24 protein-coding genes are annotated in these 22,796 nt (G+C 60.8%); 6 read left to right on the forward strand and 18 right to left on the reverse strand.

The genetic code is table 11. The features are described 5' to 3' along the window. Positions 1-17: 17 nt before the first annotated feature. The 7 genes from AC1RMG_RS16715 to rplM form a co-directional block, all read right to left on the reverse strand. Complete coding sequence (locus tag AC1RMG_RS16715) at positions 18-431, reverse strand: ClpXP protease specificity-enhancing factor (protein ID WP_011063325.1); 414 nt, start codon at positions 429-431, stop codon at positions 18-20. Positions 432-447: 16 nt separating this feature from the next. Further along, positions 448-1,065, reverse strand: a complete 618-nt coding sequence (locus AC1RMG_RS16720) for a glutathione S-transferase N-terminal domain-containing protein (protein WP_011063326.1) — start codon at positions 1,063-1,065, stop codon at positions 448-450. Between the two features lie 152 nt (positions 1,066-1,217). Further along, a complete protein-coding gene (locus tag AC1RMG_RS16725; protein ID WP_011063327.1) occupies positions 1,218-2,000 on the reverse strand; it encodes a cytochrome c1 in 783 nt (260 codons plus the stop codon). After that, on the reverse strand, positions 2,000-3,211 hold the full coding sequence (locus tag AC1RMG_RS16730; RefSeq protein WP_011063328.1) for a cytochrome b: 1,212 nt from the start codon (positions 3,209-3,211) through the stop codon (positions 2,000-2,002). Before AC1RMG_RS16730 ends, AC1RMG_RS16725 begins: the two co-directional genes overlap by 1 nt. Beyond that, entirely contained in the window at positions 3,211-3,804 is a 594-nt protein-coding gene (gene petA, locus AC1RMG_RS16735; protein ID WP_011063329.1) for a ubiquinol-cytochrome c reductase iron-sulfur subunit, read from the reverse strand. The genes AC1RMG_RS16730 and petA overlap by 1 nt, the downstream gene beginning before the upstream one ends. 253 nt (positions 3,805-4,057) lie before the next feature. Beyond that, a complete protein-coding gene (rpsI, locus tag AC1RMG_RS16740; RefSeq protein WP_003228056.1) occupies positions 4,058-4,450 on the reverse strand; it encodes a 30S ribosomal protein S9 in 393 nt (130 codons plus the stop codon). Between the two features lie 14 nt (positions 4,451-4,464). Then, a complete protein-coding gene (gene rplM, locus AC1RMG_RS16745; protein ID WP_007928449.1) occupies positions 4,465-4,893 on the reverse strand; it encodes a 50S ribosomal protein L13 in 429 nt (142 codons plus the stop codon). A 247-nt stretch (positions 4,894-5,140) separates the two neighbouring features. On the opposite strand from rplM, the gene AC1RMG_RS16750 reads away from it, so the two are divergent. Beyond that, the gene (locus AC1RMG_RS16750; RefSeq protein ID WP_053153710.1) at positions 5,141-6,181 is read left to right on the forward strand and encodes an NADP(H)-dependent aldo-keto reductase; all 1,041 of its coding nucleotides are present in this window, start codon (positions 5,141-5,143) and stop codon (positions 6,179-6,181) included. Between the two features lie 79 nt (positions 6,182-6,260). Here the strand turns inward: AC1RMG_RS16750 and AC1RMG_RS16755 are convergent, their stop codons facing one another. Continuing rightward, positions 6,261-7,397 carry an acyl-CoA dehydrogenase family protein gene (locus tag AC1RMG_RS16755; RefSeq protein ID WP_011063331.1) on the reverse strand — a complete coding sequence of 379 codons (1,137 nt, stop codon included), beginning with the start codon at positions 7,395-7,397 and terminating at the stop codon, positions 6,261-6,263. A gap of 244 nt (positions 7,398-7,641) precedes the next feature. Here AC1RMG_RS16755 and AC1RMG_RS16760 point away from each other — a divergent pair, with 244 nt between their 5' ends. Then, a complete protein-coding gene (locus AC1RMG_RS16760; RefSeq protein WP_169892244.1) occupies positions 7,642-8,541 on the forward strand; it encodes a GlxA family transcriptional regulator in 900 nt (299 codons plus the stop codon). Between the two features lie 42 nt (positions 8,542-8,583). Here AC1RMG_RS16760 and zapE read toward each other — a convergent pair whose 3' ends face one another. The 3 genes from zapE to AC1RMG_RS16775 form a co-directional block, all read right to left on the reverse strand. Next, on the reverse strand, positions 8,584-9,678 hold the full coding sequence (zapE, locus tag AC1RMG_RS16765) for a cell division protein ZapE (RefSeq protein ID WP_019093692.1): 1,095 nt from the start codon (positions 9,676-9,678) through the stop codon (positions 8,584-8,586). An 88-nt stretch (positions 9,679-9,766) separates the two neighbouring features. After that, the gene (locus tag AC1RMG_RS16770) at positions 9,767-11,122 is read right to left on the reverse strand and encodes a tryptophan--tRNA ligase (protein WP_011063334.1); all 1,356 of its coding nucleotides are present in this window, start codon (positions 11,120-11,122) and stop codon (positions 9,767-9,769) included. A 24-nt stretch (positions 11,123-11,146) separates the two neighbouring features. Further along, a complete protein-coding gene (locus AC1RMG_RS16775; protein ID WP_011063335.1) occupies positions 11,147-11,776 on the reverse strand; it encodes an alpha/beta hydrolase in 630 nt (209 codons plus the stop codon). Positions 11,777-11,920: 144 nt separating this feature from the next. Between AC1RMG_RS16775 and AC1RMG_RS16780 the strand changes: the two genes are divergently transcribed. Further along, positions 11,921-12,355 carry a Z-ring associated ZapG family protein gene (locus tag AC1RMG_RS16780; RefSeq protein ID WP_011063336.1) on the forward strand — a complete coding sequence of 145 codons (435 nt, stop codon included), beginning with the start codon at positions 11,921-11,923 and terminating at the stop codon, positions 12,353-12,355. 77 nt (positions 12,356-12,432) lie between these two features. Here the strand turns inward: AC1RMG_RS16780 and AC1RMG_RS16785 are convergent, their stop codons facing one another. The 5 genes from AC1RMG_RS16785 to AC1RMG_RS16805 form a co-directional block, all read right to left on the reverse strand. After that, the gene (locus tag AC1RMG_RS16785) at positions 12,433-13,191 is read right to left on the reverse strand and encodes a YiaD family glycine zipper/OmpA-like lipoprotein (RefSeq protein WP_011063337.1); all 759 of its coding nucleotides are present in this window, start codon (positions 13,189-13,191) and stop codon (positions 12,433-12,435) included. A 111-nt stretch (positions 13,192-13,302) separates the two neighbouring features. Further along, the gene (locus AC1RMG_RS16790; protein ID WP_015636939.1) at positions 13,303-13,947 is read right to left on the reverse strand and encodes an MBL fold metallo-hydrolase; all 645 of its coding nucleotides are present in this window, start codon (positions 13,945-13,947) and stop codon (positions 13,303-13,305) included. A gap of 58 nt (positions 13,948-14,005) precedes the next feature. Next, positions 14,006-14,506, reverse strand: coding sequence for a methylated-DNA--[protein]-cysteine S-methyltransferase (locus AC1RMG_RS16795; RefSeq protein WP_011063355.1), 501 nt, complete (start codon positions 14,504-14,506; stop codon positions 14,006-14,008). Between the two features lie 165 nt (positions 14,507-14,671). Further along, positions 14,672-14,926, reverse strand: coding sequence for a hypothetical protein (locus AC1RMG_RS16800; RefSeq protein ID WP_072450928.1), 255 nt, complete (start codon positions 14,924-14,926; stop codon positions 14,672-14,674). After that, positions 14,907-15,089 carry a hypothetical protein gene (locus AC1RMG_RS16805; protein WP_011063357.1) on the reverse strand — a complete coding sequence of 61 codons (183 nt, stop codon included), beginning with the start codon at positions 15,087-15,089 and terminating at the stop codon, positions 14,907-14,909. The genes AC1RMG_RS16800 and AC1RMG_RS16805 overlap by 20 nt, the downstream gene beginning before the upstream one ends. A gap of 139 nt (positions 15,090-15,228) precedes the next feature. Between AC1RMG_RS16805 and AC1RMG_RS16810 the strand changes: the two genes are divergently transcribed. The 3 genes from AC1RMG_RS16810 (at position 15,229) to AC1RMG_RS16820 (ending at position 18,362) form a co-directional block, all read left to right on the forward strand. Next, the gene (locus AC1RMG_RS16810; RefSeq protein WP_011063358.1) at positions 15,229-15,903 is read left to right on the forward strand and encodes a response regulator transcription factor; all 675 of its coding nucleotides are present in this window, start codon (positions 15,229-15,231) and stop codon (positions 15,901-15,903) included. Continuing rightward, complete coding sequence (locus AC1RMG_RS16815; RefSeq protein ID WP_053160007.1) at positions 15,896-17,227, forward strand: sensor histidine kinase; 1,332 nt, start codon at positions 15,896-15,898, stop codon at positions 17,225-17,227. The genes AC1RMG_RS16810 and AC1RMG_RS16815 overlap by 8 nt, the downstream gene beginning before the upstream one ends. 232 nt (positions 17,228-17,459) lie before the next feature. Then, positions 17,460-18,362: a LysR substrate-binding domain-containing protein gene (locus AC1RMG_RS16820; protein ID WP_493169651.1), complete on the forward strand. Its 903-nt coding sequence runs from the start codon at positions 17,460-17,462 to the stop codon at positions 18,360-18,362. 24 nt (positions 18,363-18,386) lie between these two features. Here AC1RMG_RS16820 and AC1RMG_RS16825 read toward each other — a convergent pair whose 3' ends face one another. Then, on the reverse strand, positions 18,387-21,122 hold the full coding sequence (locus AC1RMG_RS16825) for a winged helix-turn-helix domain-containing protein (protein ID WP_065365209.1): 2,736 nt from the start codon (positions 21,120-21,122) through the stop codon (positions 18,387-18,389). A gap of 294 nt (positions 21,123-21,416) precedes the next feature. Further along, entirely contained in the window at positions 21,417-22,781 is a 1,365-nt protein-coding gene (locus tag AC1RMG_RS16830; RefSeq protein ID WP_011063362.1) for a DUF1329 domain-containing protein, read from the reverse strand. Positions 22,782-22,796: the final 15 nt, after the last annotated feature.

Consider the following 22,796-nt stretch of genomic DNA (forward strand, 5'->3'; position numbering starts at 1 on the left):
ATGGATCGCCTTTTTTATTACTTGACCACTTTCAAGCTGGGTCGGCCACTGGGGCGCGGCGGCTCACTGTCCGGTGGCGGCAGGTCGTCATCCGGCTCGAGATCATCCTCTTCATCCAGAGGCGACTCCAGATCGAAGACCATGCCCTGGCCATTCTCACGGGCATAGATCCCCAGGATCGCCGCAACCGGCACATGCAGGCTGTGCGGCACACCACCGAAGCGCCCTTCGAAGGTCACTACGTCGTTATCCATATGCAGATGACGCACGGCACTGGGAGAAATGTTCAGGACGATCTGCCCATCACTGGCAAAGCCCTGGGGCACCTGCACTGCCGGATAGTCGGAATTGACCAGCATGTGCGGGGTGCAATCGTTGTCCACAATCCACTCATAGAGCGCGCGGACCAGATAAGGTCGACTGGAGTTCATAGCGGCTCCTTAAGCCTCAGCGCATATCGCGTTCGACACCAGACAGACTCGCCTGGAAAGCCTCACGCGCAAATTGGCGTTCCATATAATCAAGCAACGGCTTGGCCTGCCGCGGCAGTTCGATACCCAGGACCGGCAATCTCCAGAGTATGGGCAGTAGGCAGCAGTCCACCAGACTTTGTTCCTCACTGAGGAAAAATGGCTTGTCGGCAAACAAAGGAGAAACACCCGTCAGGCTTTCACGCAATTCCTTGCGCGCCTGCACTCGAGCAGCCTCCTTGGTCCGCGGATCAAGAATCAGATCCACTTGCCCGCACCAGTCACGCTGGATCCGGTGTATCAGCAGACGGCTGTTGGCTCGCGCCACAGGATAAACCGGCAGCAGTGGCGGATGCGGATAACGCTCATCCAGGTACTCCATCACCACTGTCGACTCCCACAACGCCAGGTCGCGATCGACCAGCGTTGGCAAGCTCCCATAAGGGTTCACTTCGATCAGCTTCGGCGGCTGACGCCCCGCCTCCACACTGATGATCTCGGCGCTGACACCCTTCTCTGCGAGCACAATGCGCACCCGGTGGGAATAGTGGTCGGCGGGGTCGGAGTAACAGGCCAACCGATTGGTCACGCCCATGGCGATCCTCCTCGCTTGTTGAAATTATCGGAAGCAGAAAAAACGAGCGCGCCCTCAGGGCGCCTCTGGTAACCCCCGAATGATACAGGGTTGTTACAGTTTCAGAGACGCCCTTGGGCGCGCACGTTCAACAACTGATGCTTAAAACGCTATCAATGCACATCCTTCCAGTATTCGCGCTTGAGCAGATAGGCGAACACGAAGAAGAAGGCCAGGTACAGCAGTACGTAGGTACCGATGCGCTGGTGCTGCAGCTTGACCGGGTTGGCCGAGTAAGCCAGGAAGGTCACCAGGTTCTTGACCTTCTCGTCGAACTGAGCCTCGTTGAGAGTCCCGGTGTTCTCCTTGATGGTCAGCTGGTCACAGGCTTCATGAGTCAGCGGCGTGCCGGTCAGCGGATCGTATTGCTTCTTGCCGTCTTCGACGATCTGCACCTGCTTGCAACCGATCACCTGGCGACCCTGCAGGCCAACCAGAACGTTAGGCATGCCCACGTTCGGGAAAACCTTGTTATTCACACCCCAAGGGCGCGCCGGGTCCTCATAGAAGGACTTGAGGTAGCCATAGAGCCAGTCGGTACCCCGCACACGGGCCACCAGGGTCAGATCCGGTGGCGCAGCGCCAAACCAGGTCTTGGCATCTGCCGGCTGCATGCCGATGTTCATGTGGTCACCGATCTTGGCGCCGGTGAAGACCAGCTTGCTCAACATCAGATCGTGAGGGATACCCAGATCGTCGGCAACCCGCTCATAACGCTGGAACTTGGCGCTGTGACAGCCCATGCAGTAGTTGGCAAAGGTACGCGCGCCGTCTTGCAGGGCAGCTTTATCGGCCAGGTCGATATCGACCTTCTCCAACTCAGGGCCGCCGTGCTCGGCCGCGAAAGACAATACAGGCATAGCAGCAAGAATCAGTACAGCAAATAGCTTTTTCATCAGCCAGTCACCCTTTCCGGAACCGGTTTGGTCTTCTCGAGCCTGGTGTAGAACGGCATCAGAATGAAGTAGGCGAAGTACAGGAAGGTACATACCTGCGACAGCAGCGTACGGCCCGGAGTCGGTGCCAATACACCCAGCACACCCAGGATCACGAACGAGATGCAGAACACCAGCAGCCAGATCTTGCTCAGCCAGCCTTTGTAGCGCATGGACTTGACCGGGCTACGGTCGAGCCAAGGCAGCACGAACAGCACGGCAATGGCAGCCCCCATGGCAATGACGCCCATGAGCTTGTCCGGCACCGCACGCAGGATCGCGTAGAACGGGGTGAAGTACCAAACCGGAGCAATGTGCTCAGGCGTCTTGAACGGGTTGGCCTGTTCGAAGTTCGGCTTCTCGAGGAAGTAGCCACCCATTTCCGGGAAGAAGAACACGATCGAGCAGAAGATGAAGAGGAACACCACTACGCCGACGATATCCTTCACGGTGTAGTAAGGGTGGAAAGGAATACCATCCAGCGGGATGCCGTTCTCATCCTTGTTCTTCTTGATGTCTACGCCATCCGGGTTGTTCGAACCCACTTCGTGCAGTGCCAGGATGTGCAGCACCACCAGACCGAGGATCACGATCGGCAGGGCAACAACGTGCAAGGCGAAGAAGCGGTTCAGGGTGATACCGGAAATCAGGTAGTCACCGCGGATCCACTGAGTCAGGTCGTCGCCGATGACCGGGATCGCACCGAACAGCGAGATGATCACCTGGGCGCCCCAGTAGGACATCTGGCCCCACGGCAGCAGGTAGCCCATGAAGGCCTCGGCCATCAGTGCCAGGTAGATCAGCATGCCGAACAGCCACACCAGCTCACGGGGCTTCTGGTAGGAACCGTAGAGCAGGCCACGGAACATGTGCAGATAGACCACGATGAAGAACGCCGAAGCGCCGGTGGAGTGGAGCAGACGCAGGATCGCGCCGTACTCGACGTCGCGCATGATGTATTCAACGGAAGCGAAGGCCTCTTCCGCCGAAGGGGTGTAGCTCATGGTCAGCCAGACACCGGTTACGATCTGGTTGACCAGAACCAGCAGCGCCAGGGAGCCAAAGAAATAGAAGAAGTTGAAGTTCTTCGGAGCGTAATACTTGCTGAGATGGTCTTCCCACATCTTGGTCGCGGGGAAGCGCGCATCAACCCAATCCATGAACTTGCTCATCACGCTTTCTCCGTGTCGACGCCAATGACGATGATGTCATCCGACTCATAGGAATGCGGGGGTACTGGCAGGTTCAAAGGCGCAGGTTGCGACTTGTAGACGCGACCAGCCAGATCGTAGTGGGAACCGTGGCAAGGGCAGAAATAGCCACCTACCCAGTCCTTGCCCAGATCCGCGGGCGCCACTTCAGGACGGAAGGTCGGAGAACAGCCCAGGTGGGTGCAGATACCGATCAGCAGCAGAATCTCTGGCTTGATCGAACGCACTTCCGGGTCGACGTAGGTTGGTTGTACTGAGTTCTTGGAGTCAGGGTCAGACAACTGGCCCTCGATCTTTTTAAGATTCCCCAGGATTTCCTCGGTACGGCGGACGATGAATACCGGCTGACCACGCCATTCAGCAATCATCTGCTGACCTGGGTCGATCTTGCTGATATTCACCTTCACCGGTGCACCTGCGGCTTTCGCCTTGGCACTGGGAAACCATGACCCCACGAACGGGACCGCAGCCCCCACCGCTCCAGCAGCACCCACCACGGATGTGGCTGCTACTAGGAAGCGACGCCGGCCTGCATTCACGCCGTCATTGCTCATTCAGTCCTCTCCCATCAGCTTTGTGGCCTGTTAAATCAGGCATCTACTAAGTAAAAATCTGAACTTATAAAAATTTTGCCGAATGGTAATGAAAAGCCCCTATTCTGACAAGGTAATTACCAAGCCGAGCCGGCCCGAAGCCTTGCAGTATAGGGCCTCCGCGGATGTGGCAAGTTGTCACAGAGCAAATTCTAGACAATAAAAAACGCCCAGCTCCGCGAGGAGACTGGGCGTTTTTGAACGCAGTTGCGAATTAACGCTTGGAGTATTGCGGACGCTTACGCGCTTTACGCAGACCCACTTTCTTACGTTCAACTTCACGTGCGTCACGGGTTACGAAACCAGCTTTACGCAGCGCGCTGCGCAGAGTTTCGTCGTAATCCATCAGAGCGCGAGTGATACCGTGGCGGATTGCGCCAGCTTGACCACTTACACCGCCGCCGATAACGGTGACGTAGATATCGAACTTCTCAACGGTCTCGGTCAGCTCCAGCGGTTGACGAACTACCATGCGGGCAGTTTCGCGACCGAAGAAGTTATCCAGGGAGCGGTTGTTGATCGAGATGTTGCCAGTGCCCGGACGCAGGAAAACGCGTGCGGTTGCAGTCTTGCGACGGCCAGTGCCGTAATTTTGAGTCGCCGACATAATGAACTATTCCGTTAAATCTTCAGTTCTTGGGGCTGCTGAGCAGTATGAGGGTGTGCAGCGCCCGCATAGACTTTCAGCTTACGGTACATGTCGCGACCCAGCGGGTTCTTAGGCAGCATGCCTTTTACCGCGGTCTCGATCACGCGCTCAGGGGCTTTGGCGATCAGCTTTTCGAAGTTGATCGACTTGATGCCGCCCGGGAAACCGGAGTGGGAGTAGTACATTTTGTCAGTGGTTTTAGCGCCAGTAACACGTACCTGCTCGGCATTGATCACGACGATGTAGTCGCCGGTGTCAACGTGAGGAGTGTACTCAGGCTTGTGCTTGCCACGCAGACGGCTCGCGATTTCGGTGGCCAGACGACCCAGGGTCTGACCAGCAGCGTCGACGACGAACCAGTCGCGCTTTACTGTTTCCGGTTTAGCAGTAAAAGTTTTCATTCTTTATAGCCTCAGGGGCCGCCCAGCAAAATAGACGGCGGATCTTACTGAATAGTGCTTACTTTGACAAGGTCAAAGGCAGCCGGACACAGACGCTATCGGGGGCTCGGGTCAGCGCGTCTGATATACGGCAAGATTCTTCGGCAGGCGGCGCATCACTTCCACTGCAGAAAGAGCTGCCGAATTATGCAGATTGCGAAAAAAATTTCAACCTGCTTTTATGATTGTTTTGCCAAGGGAGCACCCGATGGACTACCGCCAGCTGGGCCGAACCGATCTGAATGTGAGTGCAATTTGCCTGGGCACCATGACCTGGGGCGAGCAGAACACCGAGGCTGAAGCCTTCGCTCAGATCGAGCGGGCCAAGAACGCCGGAATCAACTTCATCGACACTGCCGAGATGTACCCGGTGCCGCCAAAGGCCGAAACCTACGCCACCACCGAGCGCTATATCGGCAACTGGTTCAAGCAGCGTGGCGACCGCGCCGACTGGGTCCTGGCCAGCAAGATCGCAGGTCCGGGCAACACCATCGACTACATTCGCGACAAACAGCTCAAGCACAACCGCAAGCATATTGTCGAAGCCGTGGATGCCAGCCTCAAGCGCCTGCAGACCGACTGGATCGACCTGTACCAACTGCACTGGCCCGAGCGCAGCACCAACTTCTTCGGCCAACTGGGCTACAAGCACCAGGCCGATGAAGACTTCACTCCGCTGGAAGAAACCCTCGAAGCCCTGGACGAGCAGGTCAAGGCCGGCAAGATCCGCCATATCGGCCTGTCCAACGAAACGCCATGGGGCACCATGAAGTTCCTTGCCCTGGCCGAGAGCCGTGGCTGGCCGCGGGCGGTTTCGATCCAGAACCCCTACAACCTGCTCAACCGCAGCTTCGAAGTAGGCCTGGCGGAAATTGCCATTCGTGAACAATGCGGCCTGCTGGCCTACTCTCCCCTGGCCTTTGGCTACCTGTCCGGCAAGTACGAAGGCGGCGCGCGGCCAGCCAAGGCACGGCTGAGCCTCTACAGCCGCTTCAGCCGCTACTTCAACCCTCAGTCGGAAGCAGCCTGCAGCCGCTACGTGGCGCTGGCCCGCGAGCACGGCCTGGATCCGGCACAAATGGCCCTGGCCTTCGTCACTCAACAGCCGTTCGTGACCAGCAACATCATCGGCGCCACCACTCTGGAACAGCTGGACAGCAACATCGCCAGCGCCGCCTTGAAGTTGTCGGAGGAGGTCCTCGCCGGGATCGAGGCAATCCACAAGGATCACCCCAACCCCGCGCCTTAATAGGCCCACAGTTGCTGGCTTGCCAGCGAATGGATACGTCGCATAACCCGCTTCGCACCCTTCGCCGGCGGCCCGCTCCCTATAGTGAGCGGGCAATGATCTCCTTCATGATCTCGTTGGTCCCGGCATAAATGCGCTGCACCCGGGCATCGGCCCAGGCCCGGGCCACCGGGTACTCCCACATGAAGCCGTAGCCGCCGTGCAACTGCACGCATTCATCAAGCACCTTGCACTGCAGGTCAGTCCCCCAGTACTTGGCCATGGCCGCCGTCGGCACATCGAGCTTGCCCTGCAAGTGCAGCTCCAGGCAGCGATCGACAAATACCCGGCCGATCTGAATTTCCGTGGCCATTTCCGCCAGCTTGAAACGGCTGTTCTGGAAATCGGCAATTGCCTTGCCAAAGGCTTTGCGTTCGCGGGTGTATTCCAGGGTCCACTGCAACGCCGCCTCGGCACTGGCCAGGCCACCAATGGCCACGGTCAGGCGCTCCTGGGGCAACTCCTGCATCAAATAGGCAAAACCTGCCCCAGCCTGCCCCAGCAGATTCTCCTTGGGTACTCGCACATCCTGGAAGAACAGCTCGGAGGTGTCCTGAGCCTTCATTCCCACTTTCTCCAGGCGCTTGCCCTTGGAGAACCCGGGAGTATCGGCCTCAACCAGAAACAGGCTGGTGCCCTTGGCTCCGGCCTTGGGATCGGTCTTGGCCACGACTATCACCAGGTCCGCCAGGTAGCCGTTGGTAATAAAGGTCTTGGAACCATTGATCACGTATTCGTCGCCGTCGAGCACTGCCGTGGTCTTCACCCCTTGCAGGTCGGAGCCCGCCCCCGGCTCGGTCATGGCAATGGCCGTGACCATTTCCCCCGAGACCAGCCGGGGCAGGTACTTGTGCTTCAGCGATTCACTGCCGTAATGCAGGATGTAGGGCGCGACAATGTCCGAATGCAGGGAAAAACCAATGCCCGTCAGCCCCAGCCGGCCAATCTCCTCGATCACCACCGCGCTGTAGAGAAAGTCCGCCCCCAGGCCGCCGTACTCCTCGGGAATGTGCGAACACAGCATTCCGGCCTCCCCCGCCTTGCTCCACAACTGACGGTCGATATAGCCCTGTTTTTCCCATTCTCCATGGAAGGGCACTGCCTCTTTCTCAAGGAATGTACGCACGCTGTCACGGAAGAGTTCGTGCTCGGAGCTGAACAAGGTTCTAGGGATCATGCAGGCACCTGTGATGGTTATTGATCATGGGTTGGCTGCCAGAGCCTAAGGCTAGCCACCTGCACGGGACACTGGACACATCCGACAAAAAATAAGACGATCCAGCCGTCTGGTGACCACTTTCCCCTATAAGAACAATTGAATTATGTCTAACCAAACCTCCACGCCCTTGCGGCGCGTCAGCATCCTGGCTATCGACCGGGTTTTCGCTTCCACCCTCATGCAAGCCAAGGATTTCTTCCATCTGGCCAGCCTGCGCTACGGCAAACAACTGGGCCAAGGCCTGACCCCGGCGTTCGAAACCCGCCTGGTCAGCCCCGACGGTCAACCCGTATGCAGTTTCAGCGACGTGATCATGCCGGTGGACGGCCCGCTGGAAGACACCGATATCATCATCCTCCCGGCGTTCTGGGACGACTTCGACACCCTGTGCCAGCGTTACCCGCAGATCTTGCCCTGGCTGCGCGCCCAGCACGCTCGCGGCGCGGTGCTCTGCGGCGAAGCCACCGGGGTGTTCTGGCTGGCGGAAGCCGGCTTGCTCGATGGCAAGGAAGCCACTACCTACTGGCGCTTCTTCAGCGCCTTCAATGAGCGCTTCCCCAAGGTCCAGCTCAATCAGGACAAGCACCTGACCGACGCCGACAACCTCTACTGCGCGGGCGGTACCACCTCGGCCTGCGACCTGTACATCTACCTGATCGAACGCTTCTGCGGTGCCAACGTGGCCCAGGCCGTGGCCCGGGACATTCTCTATGAAGTACAGCGCAGCTACGCCCCAGGGCGCATCGGCTTCGGCGGCCAGAAGCTGCATCAGGACGTGATCATCCTGCAGATCCAGCACTGGCTCGAAGAGCACTTCGCCGACAAGTTCCGCTTCGAGGACGTGGCCCGCGAGCACGGCATGAGCATTCGCAACTTCATGCGCCGCTTCCAGACCGCCACCGGCGACAAGCCCCTGCATTACCTGCAGCGCCTGCGCATCGAAACCGCCAAGGGCCTGCTCTCGGGAACGCGCAAGAGCATCAAGACCATCAGCTACGAAGTCGGCTACGACGACGCCAGTTTCTTCGCCCGACTGTTCCGCCAGCACACCGAACTTTCACCCAACCAGTACCGCCAACAGTTCCAGCAACAGGCGGCATAAAAAAAGGGCCTGCAATGCAGGCCCTTTTTCATCTGGCAACGCTTATGGCTTGTGCGCCCGCGACAGGAACTCGTGGGACTGCATCTCCAGCAGACGGCTAAGGGTGCGCTGGAACTCGAACGTCAGGCGGCCACCGGTGTAGAGGTCCTTGAGTTCGACCTCGGCGGAAATGATCAGCTTGACGTTGCGGTCGTAGAACTCGTCGACCATGTTGATAAAGCGCCGGGCGATGTCGTCGGTGGTGACGCTCATCTGCTCCACGCCACTGAGCAACACGGCATGGAAGATCTTGCCCAGCTCGATGTAGTCGTTCTGGCTGCGCGGGCCGTCGCACAGTTCCCGGAAGTCGAACCAGGCCACATCATCGCAGGTACGCAATGCGCGGATCTCGCGGTTCTCGATGATCAACACATCGTTTTCCACCGCCTGGGTGCACTCCGGCGTCAACGCCCGGAAGCTCTTGCGCAAGCTTTCCTGTGCTTCTTCGTTCAATGGATAGTGGAACAGCTCCGCCTGCTCCAGGTGACGCAGGCGGTAGTCGACACCGCTGTCGACGTTGACGATCTCGGTGTTCTGCTTGATCAGGGCAATCGCCGGCAGGAAGCGCGCGCGCTGCAAGCCATCCTTGTACAAGCCGTCGGGGACGATGTTCGAAGTGGCGACCAGGGTCACGCCATTCTTGAACAGCTCCTCCATGAGGGTGCCAAGAATCATCGCGTCAGTAATGTCAGACACGAAGAATTCGTCGAAGCAGATCACCCGCGCCTCTTGCGAGAAACGCTTGGCGATGATGGTCAACGGGTTCTTCTCACCGCCCAGGGTCTTCATTTCTTCGTGTACGCGCTTCATGAAACGGTGAAAGTGCGTGCGTACCTTCTCCTTGAACGGCAAGGCTTCGAAGAAGGTGTCCACCAGATAGGTCTTACCGCGCCCCACTCCGCCCCAGAAATACAGACCCTTGACCGGCGTCTGGTCCTTCTTGCCAAAAAGCTTGCCGAGCAGGCCCGGCTTGTTTTGCTCGGCCGCGATCAGATCGTCATACAGGCGCTGCAGATGACGCACAGCCGTTTCCTGTGCCGCATCATGAAAGAAATCCGGGCGTTTCAGATCTGCTTGGTATCGTTCTAGGGGCGTCATAATTCGTTAGCAAGGCAACAAAAACGGGCCGTCACTTTAGCGACGGCCCTGGGGAATGGCAATCAGCCCTTGGTCGGGAAGATGCCGATTAGTCCTGCGCCGGGGTCAGAGCGATGCGCAGTGCATCTACAGCCGCGTCACGGGCGCTGGCATCGGCAAAGTCCGGGCTATCCGCCACACAGGCGCCGTCCAGCCAGATACCGAATGCATTGCCCTCGGTCCGCAGATCCAGCTCCTGGCCCGATTGCAGTTGCTTGGTGACAGCACCTGCAGCCTTGCCATCAGCGAAATTGCGCGACAGCAGCAGTTGCTCGCCATCGGCCGACAGCAAACGGAAACGGAAGCTGCCGTCATCCTCTCGAAAGCTGATGAAACGCGCGGCCTTGGCGGCTTTTTTCTTGGTGGTGGCTGCCACCTGTACCTGGGCGGCGAAAGAGCGCAGGCCCACGGCTTCGCGCAGTTCGTTGAGGAACGGCGTGGCCACGGCACGGGCCTTGACGGCGCCGGCACGCAAGATGTCTTCCAGGTCCGAAGGGCGTGCGATCAGTTGGTGATAACGCTCGCGGGCTTCGCCCAGTTCGGCATCCAGCAATTGGAACAGGCGGTTCTTGGCTTCGCCCCAACCCAGGCCGTGAAGCAGCTCGCTGCGGAACTCGGCGGCTTGCGCAGGGGTGGAGAACGCCTGGTACAGGGTGAACAAATGAGAGTTGTCCGGATCCTTGGCCTCGCCTGGCGCCTTGGAGTCGGTGACGATCCGCGAGATCGCGTCCTTCATGTCCTTGGCGCTGGTGAACAGCGGGATGGTGTTGTCGTAACTCTTGGACATCTTGCGGCCATCGAGGCCTGGCAAGGTGGCAACGCTTTCCTCGATCAGCGCCTCGGGCATGGTGAAGAACTCCTTGCCCTGGCCGAACAGGTGGTTGAAACGCTGGCCAATGTCCCGGGCCATTTCCACGTGCTGGATCTGGTCGCGGCCCACCGGCACCTTGTGCGCGTTGAACATCAGGATGTCCGCCGCCATCAGTACCGGGTAGCTGTACAAGCCCATGGTGATGCCGGCGTCCGGGTCTTCACCGGCCTCGACATTCTTGTCCACCGAAGCCTTATAGGCATGGGCACGGTTGAGCAGCCCCTTGGCCGCCACGCAGGTCAACAGCCAGGTCAGCTCGGGGATCTCAGGGATGTCCGACTGGCGATAGAAAGTCACGCGTTCCACATCCAGGCCACCGGCCAACCAGGTGGCGGCGATTTCCTGGCGCGAACGCTGGATACGCAGCGGGTCATCGCACTTGATCAGTGCGTGGTAGTCGGCCAGAAAGTAGAAGGAATCGGCATTGCTGTCGCGGCTGGCGACGATCGCCGGGCGGATCGCACCGGCATAGTTGCCCAGGTGCGGAGTGCCGGTGGTGGTGATGCCGGTGAGGATACGCGTACGAGTAGTCATGGGTAATCGCTTATCAGACTGCTATCAATTCGAAAGTCGCGGCAGCACCAGATCTTTCAGATCGGTGAGCTTGCCATGAAAAAAGTGCCCGCATTCTGCCACTTTCAGCAGCTCATGGGGGCGAACAAGCGCGTCGGACCAGTCGTAGACCGCCTGAGGGTCGATGACCTCATCGGTTTCCGGCTGGATCAGGGTCAACGGGCAGTTCTGCGGCAGCAGGTCGCTATCACGCAGGCGGGTGACTGCCGGCGCCACCATGAACAAGTGCTTGAGCTGCGTGCCCTGGCCTTCCAGACGCCCGCCAAGGCTGGCCGCGACAAAACCGCCAAAGGAGAACCCGAACAGGGTCAAGGGCAGTTGCGGATGCTGGGCCTGCAACCACTGGGCTGCCGCCTGGGCATCGTCGACTTCACCGCTGCCCATGTCGTGGCTGCCTTCACTGGCGCCCACGCCACGGTAGTTGAAGCGCAGAGTGCTCAGGCCGGCATCCCGCGCAGTGCGCTGCAGGGTGGATACCACCTTATTGAGCATGGTGCCGCCCTGCACCGGATTGGGGTGGCAGATCAGCGCCATCCCACGTGCATCGGGCACCTGCAGATACAGGGCTTCCAGTTGGCCCACCGGGCCGGCAATCACTACAGGGGTTTCACGCATAAGCAAGGAAGGAACTCCGTGACCTCGAAGGGGGTCGACTCGTCTAGCAAATGGTCTGTGCCAATCTATTGCGAGTGAATCGCGGTATACAGCGCAGGTTCGAGCCGTTAACGTAAAGCAAAGCCGTTTATAGAGGAAGGACTCGTGGAACACTCGCTCTTAGTTTGGTTGTTGCCGACTCTTGCCCTGGTCGCGGGTGTCGCCATTGGATTCCTGGTCGCTCGCCTGCTGCCCAATGCCGCGCCTAACCGCACGCAGCGTCAGTTGGATGATATTCAGGAACGTTTCGACAATTATCAGAATGAAGTGGTCACTCACTTCAACAGCACCGCGACCCTGGTCAAGAAACTGACCCAGAGTTACCAGGAAGTGCAGGATCACCTCGCCGAGGGCGCCAATCGCCTGGCCTTGGACGAACTGACCCGCCAGCGCCTGCTGGCCGCCTTGCACTCGGAGTCGGTGCAGGCTCCACGTGAGCGCCTGACCCCTCCACGGGACCAGGAACCACCACGGGACTACGCGCCGAAGACGCCGAATGCCCCAGGCATGCTCGACGAACAATATGGCCTGAAGAAGTAATACGCCTCAGCCATTAAAAAAGCCCGCCCGATCTGTATCGGGCGGGCTTTTTTATGCCTGGGGTTCAGCCAGTCCGGTCAGGGATACTGCTGGTATTGCTGACCTTGCTGCTGATAGGGCTGCTGGTACTGCTGGTTCGGTTGCTGGTACTGCTGGCCCGGAATCGCCTTGAGGTTGACCTCGACCCGACGGTTCTGCGCACGGCCGTTGACATCGGCGTTGCTGGCGATCGGGTTGTCCGGACCGGCGCCACGAGCGGACAGGTTGGAACCGCTGACCCCCTGGGACGTCAGGTAGGTCGCTACGCTCTGGGCGCGACGCTGGGACAGATCCATGTTGTGCTGACGGCTGCCGGTGCTGTCGGTGTAGCCGACGATCTCGATCTGGTTCTGGTTGAACTCACGCAGGGAGTTGGCCAGGTTGTTCAGGGGCTGGTAGAAGCTGGGCGCGATATTCGCCGAGTCAGTGGCGAAGGTGATATTGCCCGGCATGATCAGCTTGATCTGATCGCCCTGGCGCTGCACTTCGACCCCGGTGTTAGCCATGCTGGCGCGCAGTTTTTTCTCCTGCTGGTCAGCGTAGTAGCCATAACCTGCCGCGGAAGCACCGACCACTGCAGCACCGATCAGGGCCCCCTTGCCGCGGTTGTTGTGGTCGATGGCAGCACCAGCCAACGCACCGGCCAAGGCTCCCAGCCCACCGTACTTGGCGGTTTTACTCATGCCAGACGAGCCGCCGTCGGCCTGCCCCTGGTTGTCATAGGGGTTAGGCGAAGCGCAGCCGGACAACAAGGCCACAGCAGTAGCGACAACAATCAAACGACGTGAGGTGAACATGGAAAGCTCCTACATTTTGCATTCTGTGGTGCAGCGGACGTTGGCAATAGACCTTTGCCGGCGTTGGAACACGCAGAACGGCAAAAATTCCGTGAACCAACGGGCAAATAGTCAGGCTCGCACGAACGGGTTCTGACGCATCTCATCTCCCAGCCGGGTGTCTGGGCCGTGCCCGGCAACCACTGTGGCGTCTTCGTCGAGGGTATAGAGACGCTGCTTGATCGAACGCACCAGCGTGGCCTGGTCGCCACCCCACAAATCCGTGCGCCCGACCCCGCGCTTGAACAGCGTGTCGCCGGCAATCAGAAGCTTAGCCTCGGAAAACCAAAAGCTCATGGAACCTGGGGTATGCCCTGGAGTGTGCAAGGCCACACCGCAACCGCAGGCCAGCTCTTCGTCATCACCCAACCAGCGATCCGGGGACGGCACAGGGGTGTAGGGCACGCCGAACATGCTGCACTGCATCTCAAGGTTGTCCCAGAGAAACTGGTCGTCCTTGTGCAAGTGCAGGGTGGCGCCGGTCTTTTCCTTCATCTGCCCGGAGGCCAGGAAGTGATCCAGATGGGCATGGGTATGGATGATGCTCACCACCTTCAGGCCCAGTGCGTCCAGGCGCGCCATGATCAGGTCGGGGTTGCCGCCCGGATCGACGACTATGGCTTTCTTGGTCAGCGGGTCGCCAATGATGGTGCAGTTGCACTGCAGCGGGCCGACGGGGAAGGTTTCGCGGATGAGGCTGGGCTTGGCGGCGTCCATGGGAAGGCTCCAGAAAAATCGATGGGCCATTCTGTCACAGCTCGCCGCCACTGCTTACTCAGAACGCCAGTTGCAACGTCTCCTCGCCTTCCAGTGCCAACAGGAACTGCTTGGCCTCAAGACCGCCGGCGAAACCGGTGAGGCTGCCCGAGGCGCCGATCACCCGGTGGCAGGGGGCGACGATCGAGATCGGATTACGCCCATTGGCCGCCCCTACCGCACGCACTGCAGTGGGATTGCCGATCTGTCGGGCGATCTGGCTGTAACTGCGGGTCTCGCCGAATGGAATGGTCAGCAGGGCTTGCCAGACCTGGCGCTGGAACTCGGTGCCGACAAAGTCCAGCTCAAGCTCGAAACGCTCGCGGGTACCGGCAAAGTATTCGCGCAACTGGCGCTCGGTCTCCAGCAACAGCGGATGCTCCGCGGCTTCCTGCAGTGGGCCCAGGCGCACCCGGTTCTGCCGCTCGTGCTCCCACAGAATCGCCGCCAGCTTCGCTCCCCGGGCGACCAGGGTCAGTTGGCCAACCGGGGACGCCATTTTCTTGAATACGCAGGACATCGCAGCTCTCCTTCAATCCACCAGGGAAATCAGGCCGGCAACCCTGGGGTTCGCCGCCTTCATCTCAGTACGCCTGCACTGTAGAACGAGATTTCAGCGCAAGAACCTCGTTTCTTGCGCTGGAACTCGAAGGCGGATCATTCTGGGCGCTGCCAGGCGGCGAGGCTAGTCGTCTTCGTCCACCAGGTAGCAATTGTCGCTGCTGCTAAGCCGGCCATGGGGGTCGACGATAAAGGCCCCCCGCCCCTGACCACACTCCAGCAAGTGCACCGGCGACAGCTCGCGCTGGCGGTCGATCTGGGCGTTGAAACGCACGATATAGGCACCCAGAGAAATCGATACACACAGGATCAGCATCAGACACAGCACCAGCTGGTCGGTGTAGCCGGCGCCGCTATCGTCAGACGATGCCCGCGACATGCTCGGCCTCCGCCCGTTGCAGGTCATGCCCCAGCAGGAACAAGCTCAAGGGGCCGCCGTCCCCAAGGCGCACCATGGGTGCCCCGGACGGCAGGACGCAAGCCATCAGGCCGAGAAGAATCAACACCAGCAGGATGCCTTTGAGCACTGAAGACAGGTTCATGGCTGTGCCGCGCTCTGCAGTTAAGAAGAGCCTGAGCTTAGAGAGCGCTGGGTTAACAGCGGGTAAACATCAATGGAAAAGCCTCGGCTTCCGCTATCCTTCGGCCCATCGAGTGCCAAGGGTCCAAGGGGACGTTTCCGTGCATATTCACCTGCTGCTGGTCGAGGACAACCTCGACCTGGCCAATACCGTCATCGAGTACCTGGAAATCGGCGGCATCGTCTGCGACCACGCCAGCAACGGCCAGACCGGCCTTAACCTGGCCCTGAGCCAGCATTACGACGTGATCCTCCTGGACATCATGCTTCCGCGGCTGGACGGCCAGCAGCTGTGCGAACAACTGCGCCAGAACGGCAGCCAGACCCCCATCCTCATGCTCACCTCGCTGGATGCCCTGTCGGACAAGCTCGCCAGCTTTGCCGCCGGTGCCGACGATTATCTGGTCAAGCCCTTCGAACTGGCCGAGCTGGTGGCCAGGATCCGTGCCCTGAGCCTGCGCCGCAGCGGCCAGGCCAGCCGCCTGCAGGTGGCCGACCTGGTAATGGAGCTGACCACCCGCAAGGTCAGCCGCGCCGGCCAGGAACTGCACCTGTCGCCCATCTGCTGGACCCTGCTGGAATGCCTGATGCGCGCCAGCCCCGAGCCTGTCACCCGGGAACGCCTGGAGGCGACGATCTGGGGCGACGAGCCGCCCGACAGCAACACCCTCAAGGTGCATATGCACCGGCTGCGCAAGACTGTGGACAAGTCCTTCGACCAGCCACTGATCCACACCCTTCCCGGTATTGGCATACAGCTGAGGTCACATGCGTAACGGCCTGAGTTTGAAATGGGTGATCAGCGGCAGCTTCCTGCTGCTGATCGCCGTGGTACTGCTGATCTACAGTCTGCTGCTGCCGGAATACAGCGTCCGCGGCCTGCTCTACACCGCCAGCGCGATGATGGAGGAAGAAGCCCAGTACTTCGCCAGGCACTACAACAAGGACCCCACGACCCCGCCGCCGCACAACTATTTCTATACCAGCGTCATCGGCAAGGAGGCGCTGCCCGAGAAGGTCCGCCAATTGCTGGACACGCCCCCGAGCCTGTCCTTCGGTGCAGTCCAGGTCTTTGGCGATCTGGATTCCGATGACGACGATGAAGGCCGGGCGATCCTTGCCCAACCCCTGGCGGACGGCAAGACCCTGTACATGTACGACGTCGACCATGACCAGGAAGAAGGCGGCGAAGTCGAGACGCCACTGTCCGACGCCTACCTGGACCGTGAACTGCACGGGGTGATTTTCATCAGCCTGGCGGTGTTCATACCGGCGCTGATCATCATTGCCCTGCTGGTCTGGTGGCTGGTGCGGCCCCTGGGCCGCCTGTCCCAGTGGTCCAGTACCCTCAAGGACCCCGACACGGTGGCCGGCGAACGGCCCAATTTCAGCTTCAAGGAATTCAATATGCTGGCCGACGCCCTGGCCCAGAGCATGCAACAGGTCCAGGCTGCCAGCCTGCGTGAAGGTCGGCTGCTACGCTACACCAGCCATGAACTGCGTACCCCACTGGCAGTGCTCAAGGCCAATATCGAGCTGCTGACCCTGCAATCCGGCGGCGCCCTGCCGCCGCCCCTGCAACGTATCGAACGCTCGGTGCTGAACATGCAGCGCATCGCCGAGACCTTGCTGTGGATGAGCCGCGAGCTGCCCGAAGCCCTGCCCGAGGAGCCCATCGACATGAGCGGGCTGGTCAACGAGCTGATCCAGGAGCAGCGCTATCTGATCGGTACACGGGATATCGAACTGACCCTGGACATCAGCACCACGCCCTGCCGCCTGCCCCTGACAGCCTGCCGAATCGTGGTCGGCAATTTCCTGCGCAACGCCCTGCAATATGCCGATGACGGCACCATCGAGATCCACTTCGACTACCCGCGCCTGCGCATTCTCAACCGCATCCGCGAAGCCAAGCAGATCGAGCCTTCCAGCGACTACGGCTATGGCCTGGGCCTGGAACTGATGCGCCAGTTGTGTGCCCGCCTGGGCTGGCGCATCGACGTGCTGGTGGAGGAGCAACGCTTCAGCGTCACCCTGGACTTCGACGCCACCCCGACCGAGGAAGCCCCGCCCGCCGACCCCGGCGAGGAGAGTGCCTGAAGCCAAGCGAGGAAAAATGTGCTCGCAAGCGATGAAAAAACTGCCTTGGTCATGCCCTCCCTCCCGGCACTTGTGAGTATTGTTGCGGGACAAAAAAACACGCCGGGGGAGCCTTGCCGGTGCGTAACTTGCTTGCATCAAGCGCACTGCATGCGCGGTGATGCATGCAAGTCCCGGGTCACCCTGACCCGGCCGCCCTTCCCCCGTGCCCGGGCAAAGAACGAGGTTCGCTGTGGCTGCCTACAATCTGCGTCAACTGAAGTACTTCATCACCACCGTCGAGTGCGGCAGCGTCGCCGAGGCATCACGCAAGCTGTACATTGCCCAGCCGTCGATCTCCACCGCCATCAAGGGCCTGGAGGACAGCTTCGGCGTGCAATTGCTGATTCGTCACCATGCCCTCGGCGTCTCCCTGACCCCCAGCGGGGCACGTTTCTACCGCAAGGCCCAGGAGCTGCTGCGCATGGCCAAGGAGTTCGAGCAGAACGCCCTGGCAGACAACGACGTGGTCGCCGGACAGATCGACATCGGCTGCTTCGAAACCGTGGCACCGTTGTACCTGCCACAACTGATCGCCGGCTTCAGCGCGCTCTATCCCGGGGTGGAAATCCGCATCCGTGATGGCGAACAGCAGGAACTGGTACAGGGCCTGACCGGTGGCGCGTTCGATCTGGCGATCCTCTATGAGCATGACCTGGACGGCACCATCGAAACCGAGCCACTGATGCCGCCGCAACGGCCTTACGCCTTGCTGCCGGCCGGCCATCGCTATGCCAAGCAGCCCCTGGTATCGCTGCGCGACCTGTGCCTGGAGCCGATGATCCTGCTGGACGTGCAACCGAGCCGCACCTATTTCGTCAGCCTGTTCGAAGAATTGGGGCTGACGCCGCAGATTGCCTTCAGCTCACCGTCCATCGAGATGGTGCGCGGGATGGTCGGCCAGGGCTTCGGTTTCTCGATCCTGGTCACCCGCCCCCACTCGCCTTTTTCCTACGATGGCAAGCCGGTGGTGTGTGTCGACATTGTCGAGGACGTCACAGGTTCAGGCCTGGTGGCCGCCTGGCTCAAACGTGGCCAACTGACCAAGCCGGCGCGGTTGTTCGCCGACTACTGCAAGGAGCACCTGGCCCGCTAGCCCCGGCAGCCAGTGGCGCAGCGCCTACCCCAGCAACCCCAGCTCCTGGGCCCGGGCCACGGCCTGGGTCCGGCGCTCTACCCCCAGCTTGCTGTTGATATGGCTGGCATGGGTCTTCACCGTATGCAACGAGATGAACAGGCGCTCGCTGATTTCCTGGTTGGAGCAGCCCTGGGCGATCAACTGCAACACTGAAAGCTCCCGGGAGCTCAAGGACTCGTTATGGGCCACGATCTCCTGAGGTTCACGCGATGCTGCCGGCAACCGCTCCAGCAACGCCTGGGTCAGGGCTGTCGATACGCCCTGCTGCAACTGCTCACGCATCCAGCCGGGATGGCCATGGAGCAATGCCATGAACGGCTGCACCGCGCCTCCAACCCCGGCCTCCAGAGCCTGGGCCAGGTCCTGGCGGGCCTGCGGACCGCGACCGGCCGCCAGCAACAGTGCGGCTTTCTGGGTCAGGGCCATGACGCTCAGCAACTGCCGGCCGCTTTGCTGGCCATGCTCGACCAACCGATTCAAGCGCTGCTCCGCCCGGCTCAGGTCGCCCTTGATGCTTTCAAGCTGGGCTTGCTGCAATTCGATGTGCAACGGCAGTTGCGGGTGGAACTCCGGTGGCGCCGCCGCCTGTTCGCCGGTGTAGGTCTGGCCCAGGCGGGCCAGCCAGGCTTCGGCCAGATCGGTACGCCCCTGGGCCAGCCACAGCTCGCATTTCACCAGGGTGATCATTGCCAGGTAATAGATCGGTGGCACGTCCCAGATGTGCATCAAGCGCTCGGCTTCCGCCAGCTCGGCGAAGGCTCGGGAGAACTCGCCACCCAGGCCTTCCTGCTTGGCGATCACGCAGTGACCGATCAGCACGCTGATATCGCGACAGGCCCGGGCCTCCACCAGGCCGGCCTGCAAGCGCACCAGACCGGCCTCGGGCTGGGCACGCAGGGTCAGCAGATAACCGTCATACAGGGTCAGCCGGGCCCGCACCGCATACAACCGCTGGGCCGACAGGCCCTGCAAGCGCCGCAGCCCCTGGTGTACCTCCTCCTGCGCCCGCAGCACTTCGCCGCGGGCCTGCAGGACCCGGGCACGGTCGTAGTGGGCCAGGGCTTCGAACAACGGATTGCCGACCCGTTGCGCCAGCTCCAGGGATTCGCGATTGAGGCTGCGGGCCCGCCACAGATCGGCATCGGTAATGGCCAGGTTGGACAAGGTCGACAGGCACATCAGGCGCTGCCCATAACGTTTGGGCGGCAGGCTTTCCAGGGCCTCGCTGCAATAGGCCAGGGTGTTTTCCCGCTGGCCGCGGCCACGGGCGATGATTCCGCTCAGGGCCAGCCATTGCGCCAACATCGACTTCTGCGCCGTGGCCGAAGGGGCCGGCAGGAAACGACTCAGGTGATTGGCCAGTTCCTCCGCCGCATCCAGCTGGCAGGCCAGGCCCAGGGCCCAGCTGTAGAGCACGATCAGCCGCGGCGTGCTGATCAGCAGGCTGTCGGGCAGGTCCATCTTCCAGCGCAGCAGCATGCCGACGTTCTGTTCCGCCAGCAGTTGCTCTTCGGACAGGTTCTGCACCAGGTTGGCCGCCACGTCCAGGTGCCCGGCGCGCAGCGCTTGCTCCACCGCCTCGTCGAGCAGCCCCTGGGCGTTGAACCAGCGGCAGGCGCGCAGGTGCAGGCTGGCCGCTGGCACCAGGGCATTGGCCGTGGGCCGGGTGCGCAGCAGGTCGGAAAACAGGTGGTGATAACGATACCAATGGCCGTGTTCATCCAGGGGCACCAGGAATACCTGGTGGGCCTGGAGGAAACCCAGGATCTCGGCGCTGTCATGGGCTTCGCGCAGGGCATCGCACAGCTCGGCGCAAAACCGCTCCTGGGGCGCCGTGTCATACAGGAATGACTGCACTTCGGCGGGCAGGCAGTCGATGACCTCTTCCAGCAGGTAGTCGCGGATCAGTCCTTCCCCGCCATGCAGGCCCTGGGGTAGCGCGCCCCCGGCTCCCGCCTCGGACGCCGCCAGCAGCCAGAAACGCAGCCCGGCCACCCAGCCTTCGCTGCGCTGAATCAGGTTTTCCAGGGCTTCGCCGCGCAGCGAACTGCTGTGCCGGTCGAGCAGGCTCAGGGATTCGTCGTGGGTCAGGCGCAAATCCTGCTCGTGCAGCTCCAGCAGTTGCCGGGACAACCGCAGCCGCGCCAGGTGCCAGTCCGGGCGTTGGCGGCTGGTGACCAGCACCAGCAAGCCATCGGGCAGGTGATTGAGAAAAAACTGTAGGCAACGATCGAGGACCGGCCCCTGGGCCAGGTGATAGTCGTCCAGCACCAGCAATAACGGACTGGCACCGGTCAATTGCACCGCCAGCTCATCCAGCAGGCCGTCCAGCCACTCTTCAAAGGCGAAGGGCTGGTGACGCTGACGCATTTTCAACAGGCCCAGGGACTGCCGTCCCAATTGGGGAAAGTACTGCTGCAGACCGGCCAACAGACGCTCGAGGAAACGCCCGGGATCGCTGTCCCGGCGGCTCAACCCCAGCCACAGGCTCTGCCAGTTATCCGGCAGGCCCTGGCAAAACTCCACGGCCAGCGAGCTCTTGCCAAACCCGGCAGGCGCACAGACCAGCAGCAATCGCCCCTTCAACCCGGCGCCCAGACGCTCGCAAAGACGCGGCCGCTGCACGTATCCATCGGGCAGGGGGGGTCGATAAAAACGCCCCTCCAGAGCGGGGATCACCGCGCTGGCAGGCCGTTGCAGGGGGGACAGGTCAGTCATGGCCAACTCTTATTGATGTACGGTTGTCGGCGTAGCAGATGTCCGCAGACTAGCGGTAAAAGGCCACCTGTTGAAGATTTTTGCGACCATTCGGGCGAAAAAGACTATGAGCAAATTGGTCAGATAACTCTGAATGATTAAAAGATATTTCGTTTATTTATTGATTAAGTGGCTAATTAGCTTCGAGAAAGCTGCCTGTACCTGGATGGATTCCAAGGCCGGGCCCTCAGGCAAAAAAAAGCCCCGAACCAGGTCGGGGCTTTTTCCGAGGATGCGGCCTCTATTTGCAGCGGCTCAGCGAACCCCGTCCTGACGCAGGGCGGCTGGGGTGAAATCGCTGGTGGTGGCGGTGAAACCGAAGTCGTAGGCCTGTTTCTCTTCGTTCTTCATGCCCAGGGCCAGGTAGCGGCCGGACTGCAGGTCGTAGAGGGTTTCCAGGGCGTACCACGGCACTTGCTTGTCGTAGTAGTTCTCGGCGTGAGCCTCGGCCACGCGCCACAGTTGGCCACGACCGTCGTAGTGGTCGATCACCGCTGCCTGCCAGGTGTCTTCGTCGATGTAGAAGTCACGCTTGGCGTAGATATGGCGCTGGCCTTCCTTCAAGGTTGCCACCACATGCCAGACCCGGCGCAGCTCATAGCGAGCCAGGTCCTGGTTGATGTGGCCGGCCTTGATGATGTCGGCGTACTTCAGGGTCGGCGAGTCGAGCTTGTAGCTGTCGGAAGCGATGTACATCTCCTTCTTGCCTTCCAGCTTCCAGTCGTAGCGATCCGGCGCACCGTTGTACATGTCCAGGTTGTCGGAAGTACGCAGGCCGTCGGCAGCGGTACCCGGACCGTCATAGGACACTTGCGGGGCGCGGCGTACGCGGCGCTGGCCAGCGTTGTAGACCCAGGCCGAACGCGGCTCCTTCACTTGGTCGAGGGTTTCGTGCACCAGCAGCACGCCACCGGCCAGGCGCGCCGGCGCGGTCACTTTCTGCTTGAAGTAGAACAGGATGTTGCCCGGGTTTTTCGGATCGTAGTCCTTCATCTTGTCGCGGAACACGAACTGGTCCTGGAAGTACACCAGGCTGTAGGAGCCGTTGGCCTGTGGCGTGGCCTGGGTCACCAGGCGGGTCACACTGCCACCGCGATAGCGGGTGATGTGGTTCCAGATGACTTCCACGCCGCTTTTCGGGATCGGGAACGGAATCGCGGTTTCGAAGTTCTCCAGGCCGTTGCCGCCGGACACCAGGTTGGTGCTGGTGGCGTTGCGCTTGATCGCGGCGAACACGTCAGCCGGCACGGTGGCCCCGCGATGGGACGGGTAGACCGGCATCTTGAAGGTTTCCGGGTAGCGCTTGAACATCGCGTACTGCCCCGGCGCCAGCTTGTCCTTGTACTGCTCGACGTTCTGCGCGGTGATGGTGAACAGCGGCTGCTCGCTGCCGTAGGGGTTGGACAGGAAACCCTTGCTGTCCACGGTGCCAGCATTGGTCGCCAGTGGCTTCCAGGCCGGAATGGTGCCGGCGGCATTGCCGGCCATTTCCGCGCCCATCGGCGTCAGGCTGGTACCCAGCTTGGCGGCTTCATCGGCCGAGACCGCGGCCATGACCCCGGTGGCCAGCAGTGACAGTCCCAGCACACCGACGTGCAACAGACTCTTGGTGATTTTCATATTGTTGTTCTTCCT

The sequence above is a fragment of the Pseudomonas sp. GW822-FHT04H02 genome, from assembly GCF_058800645.1.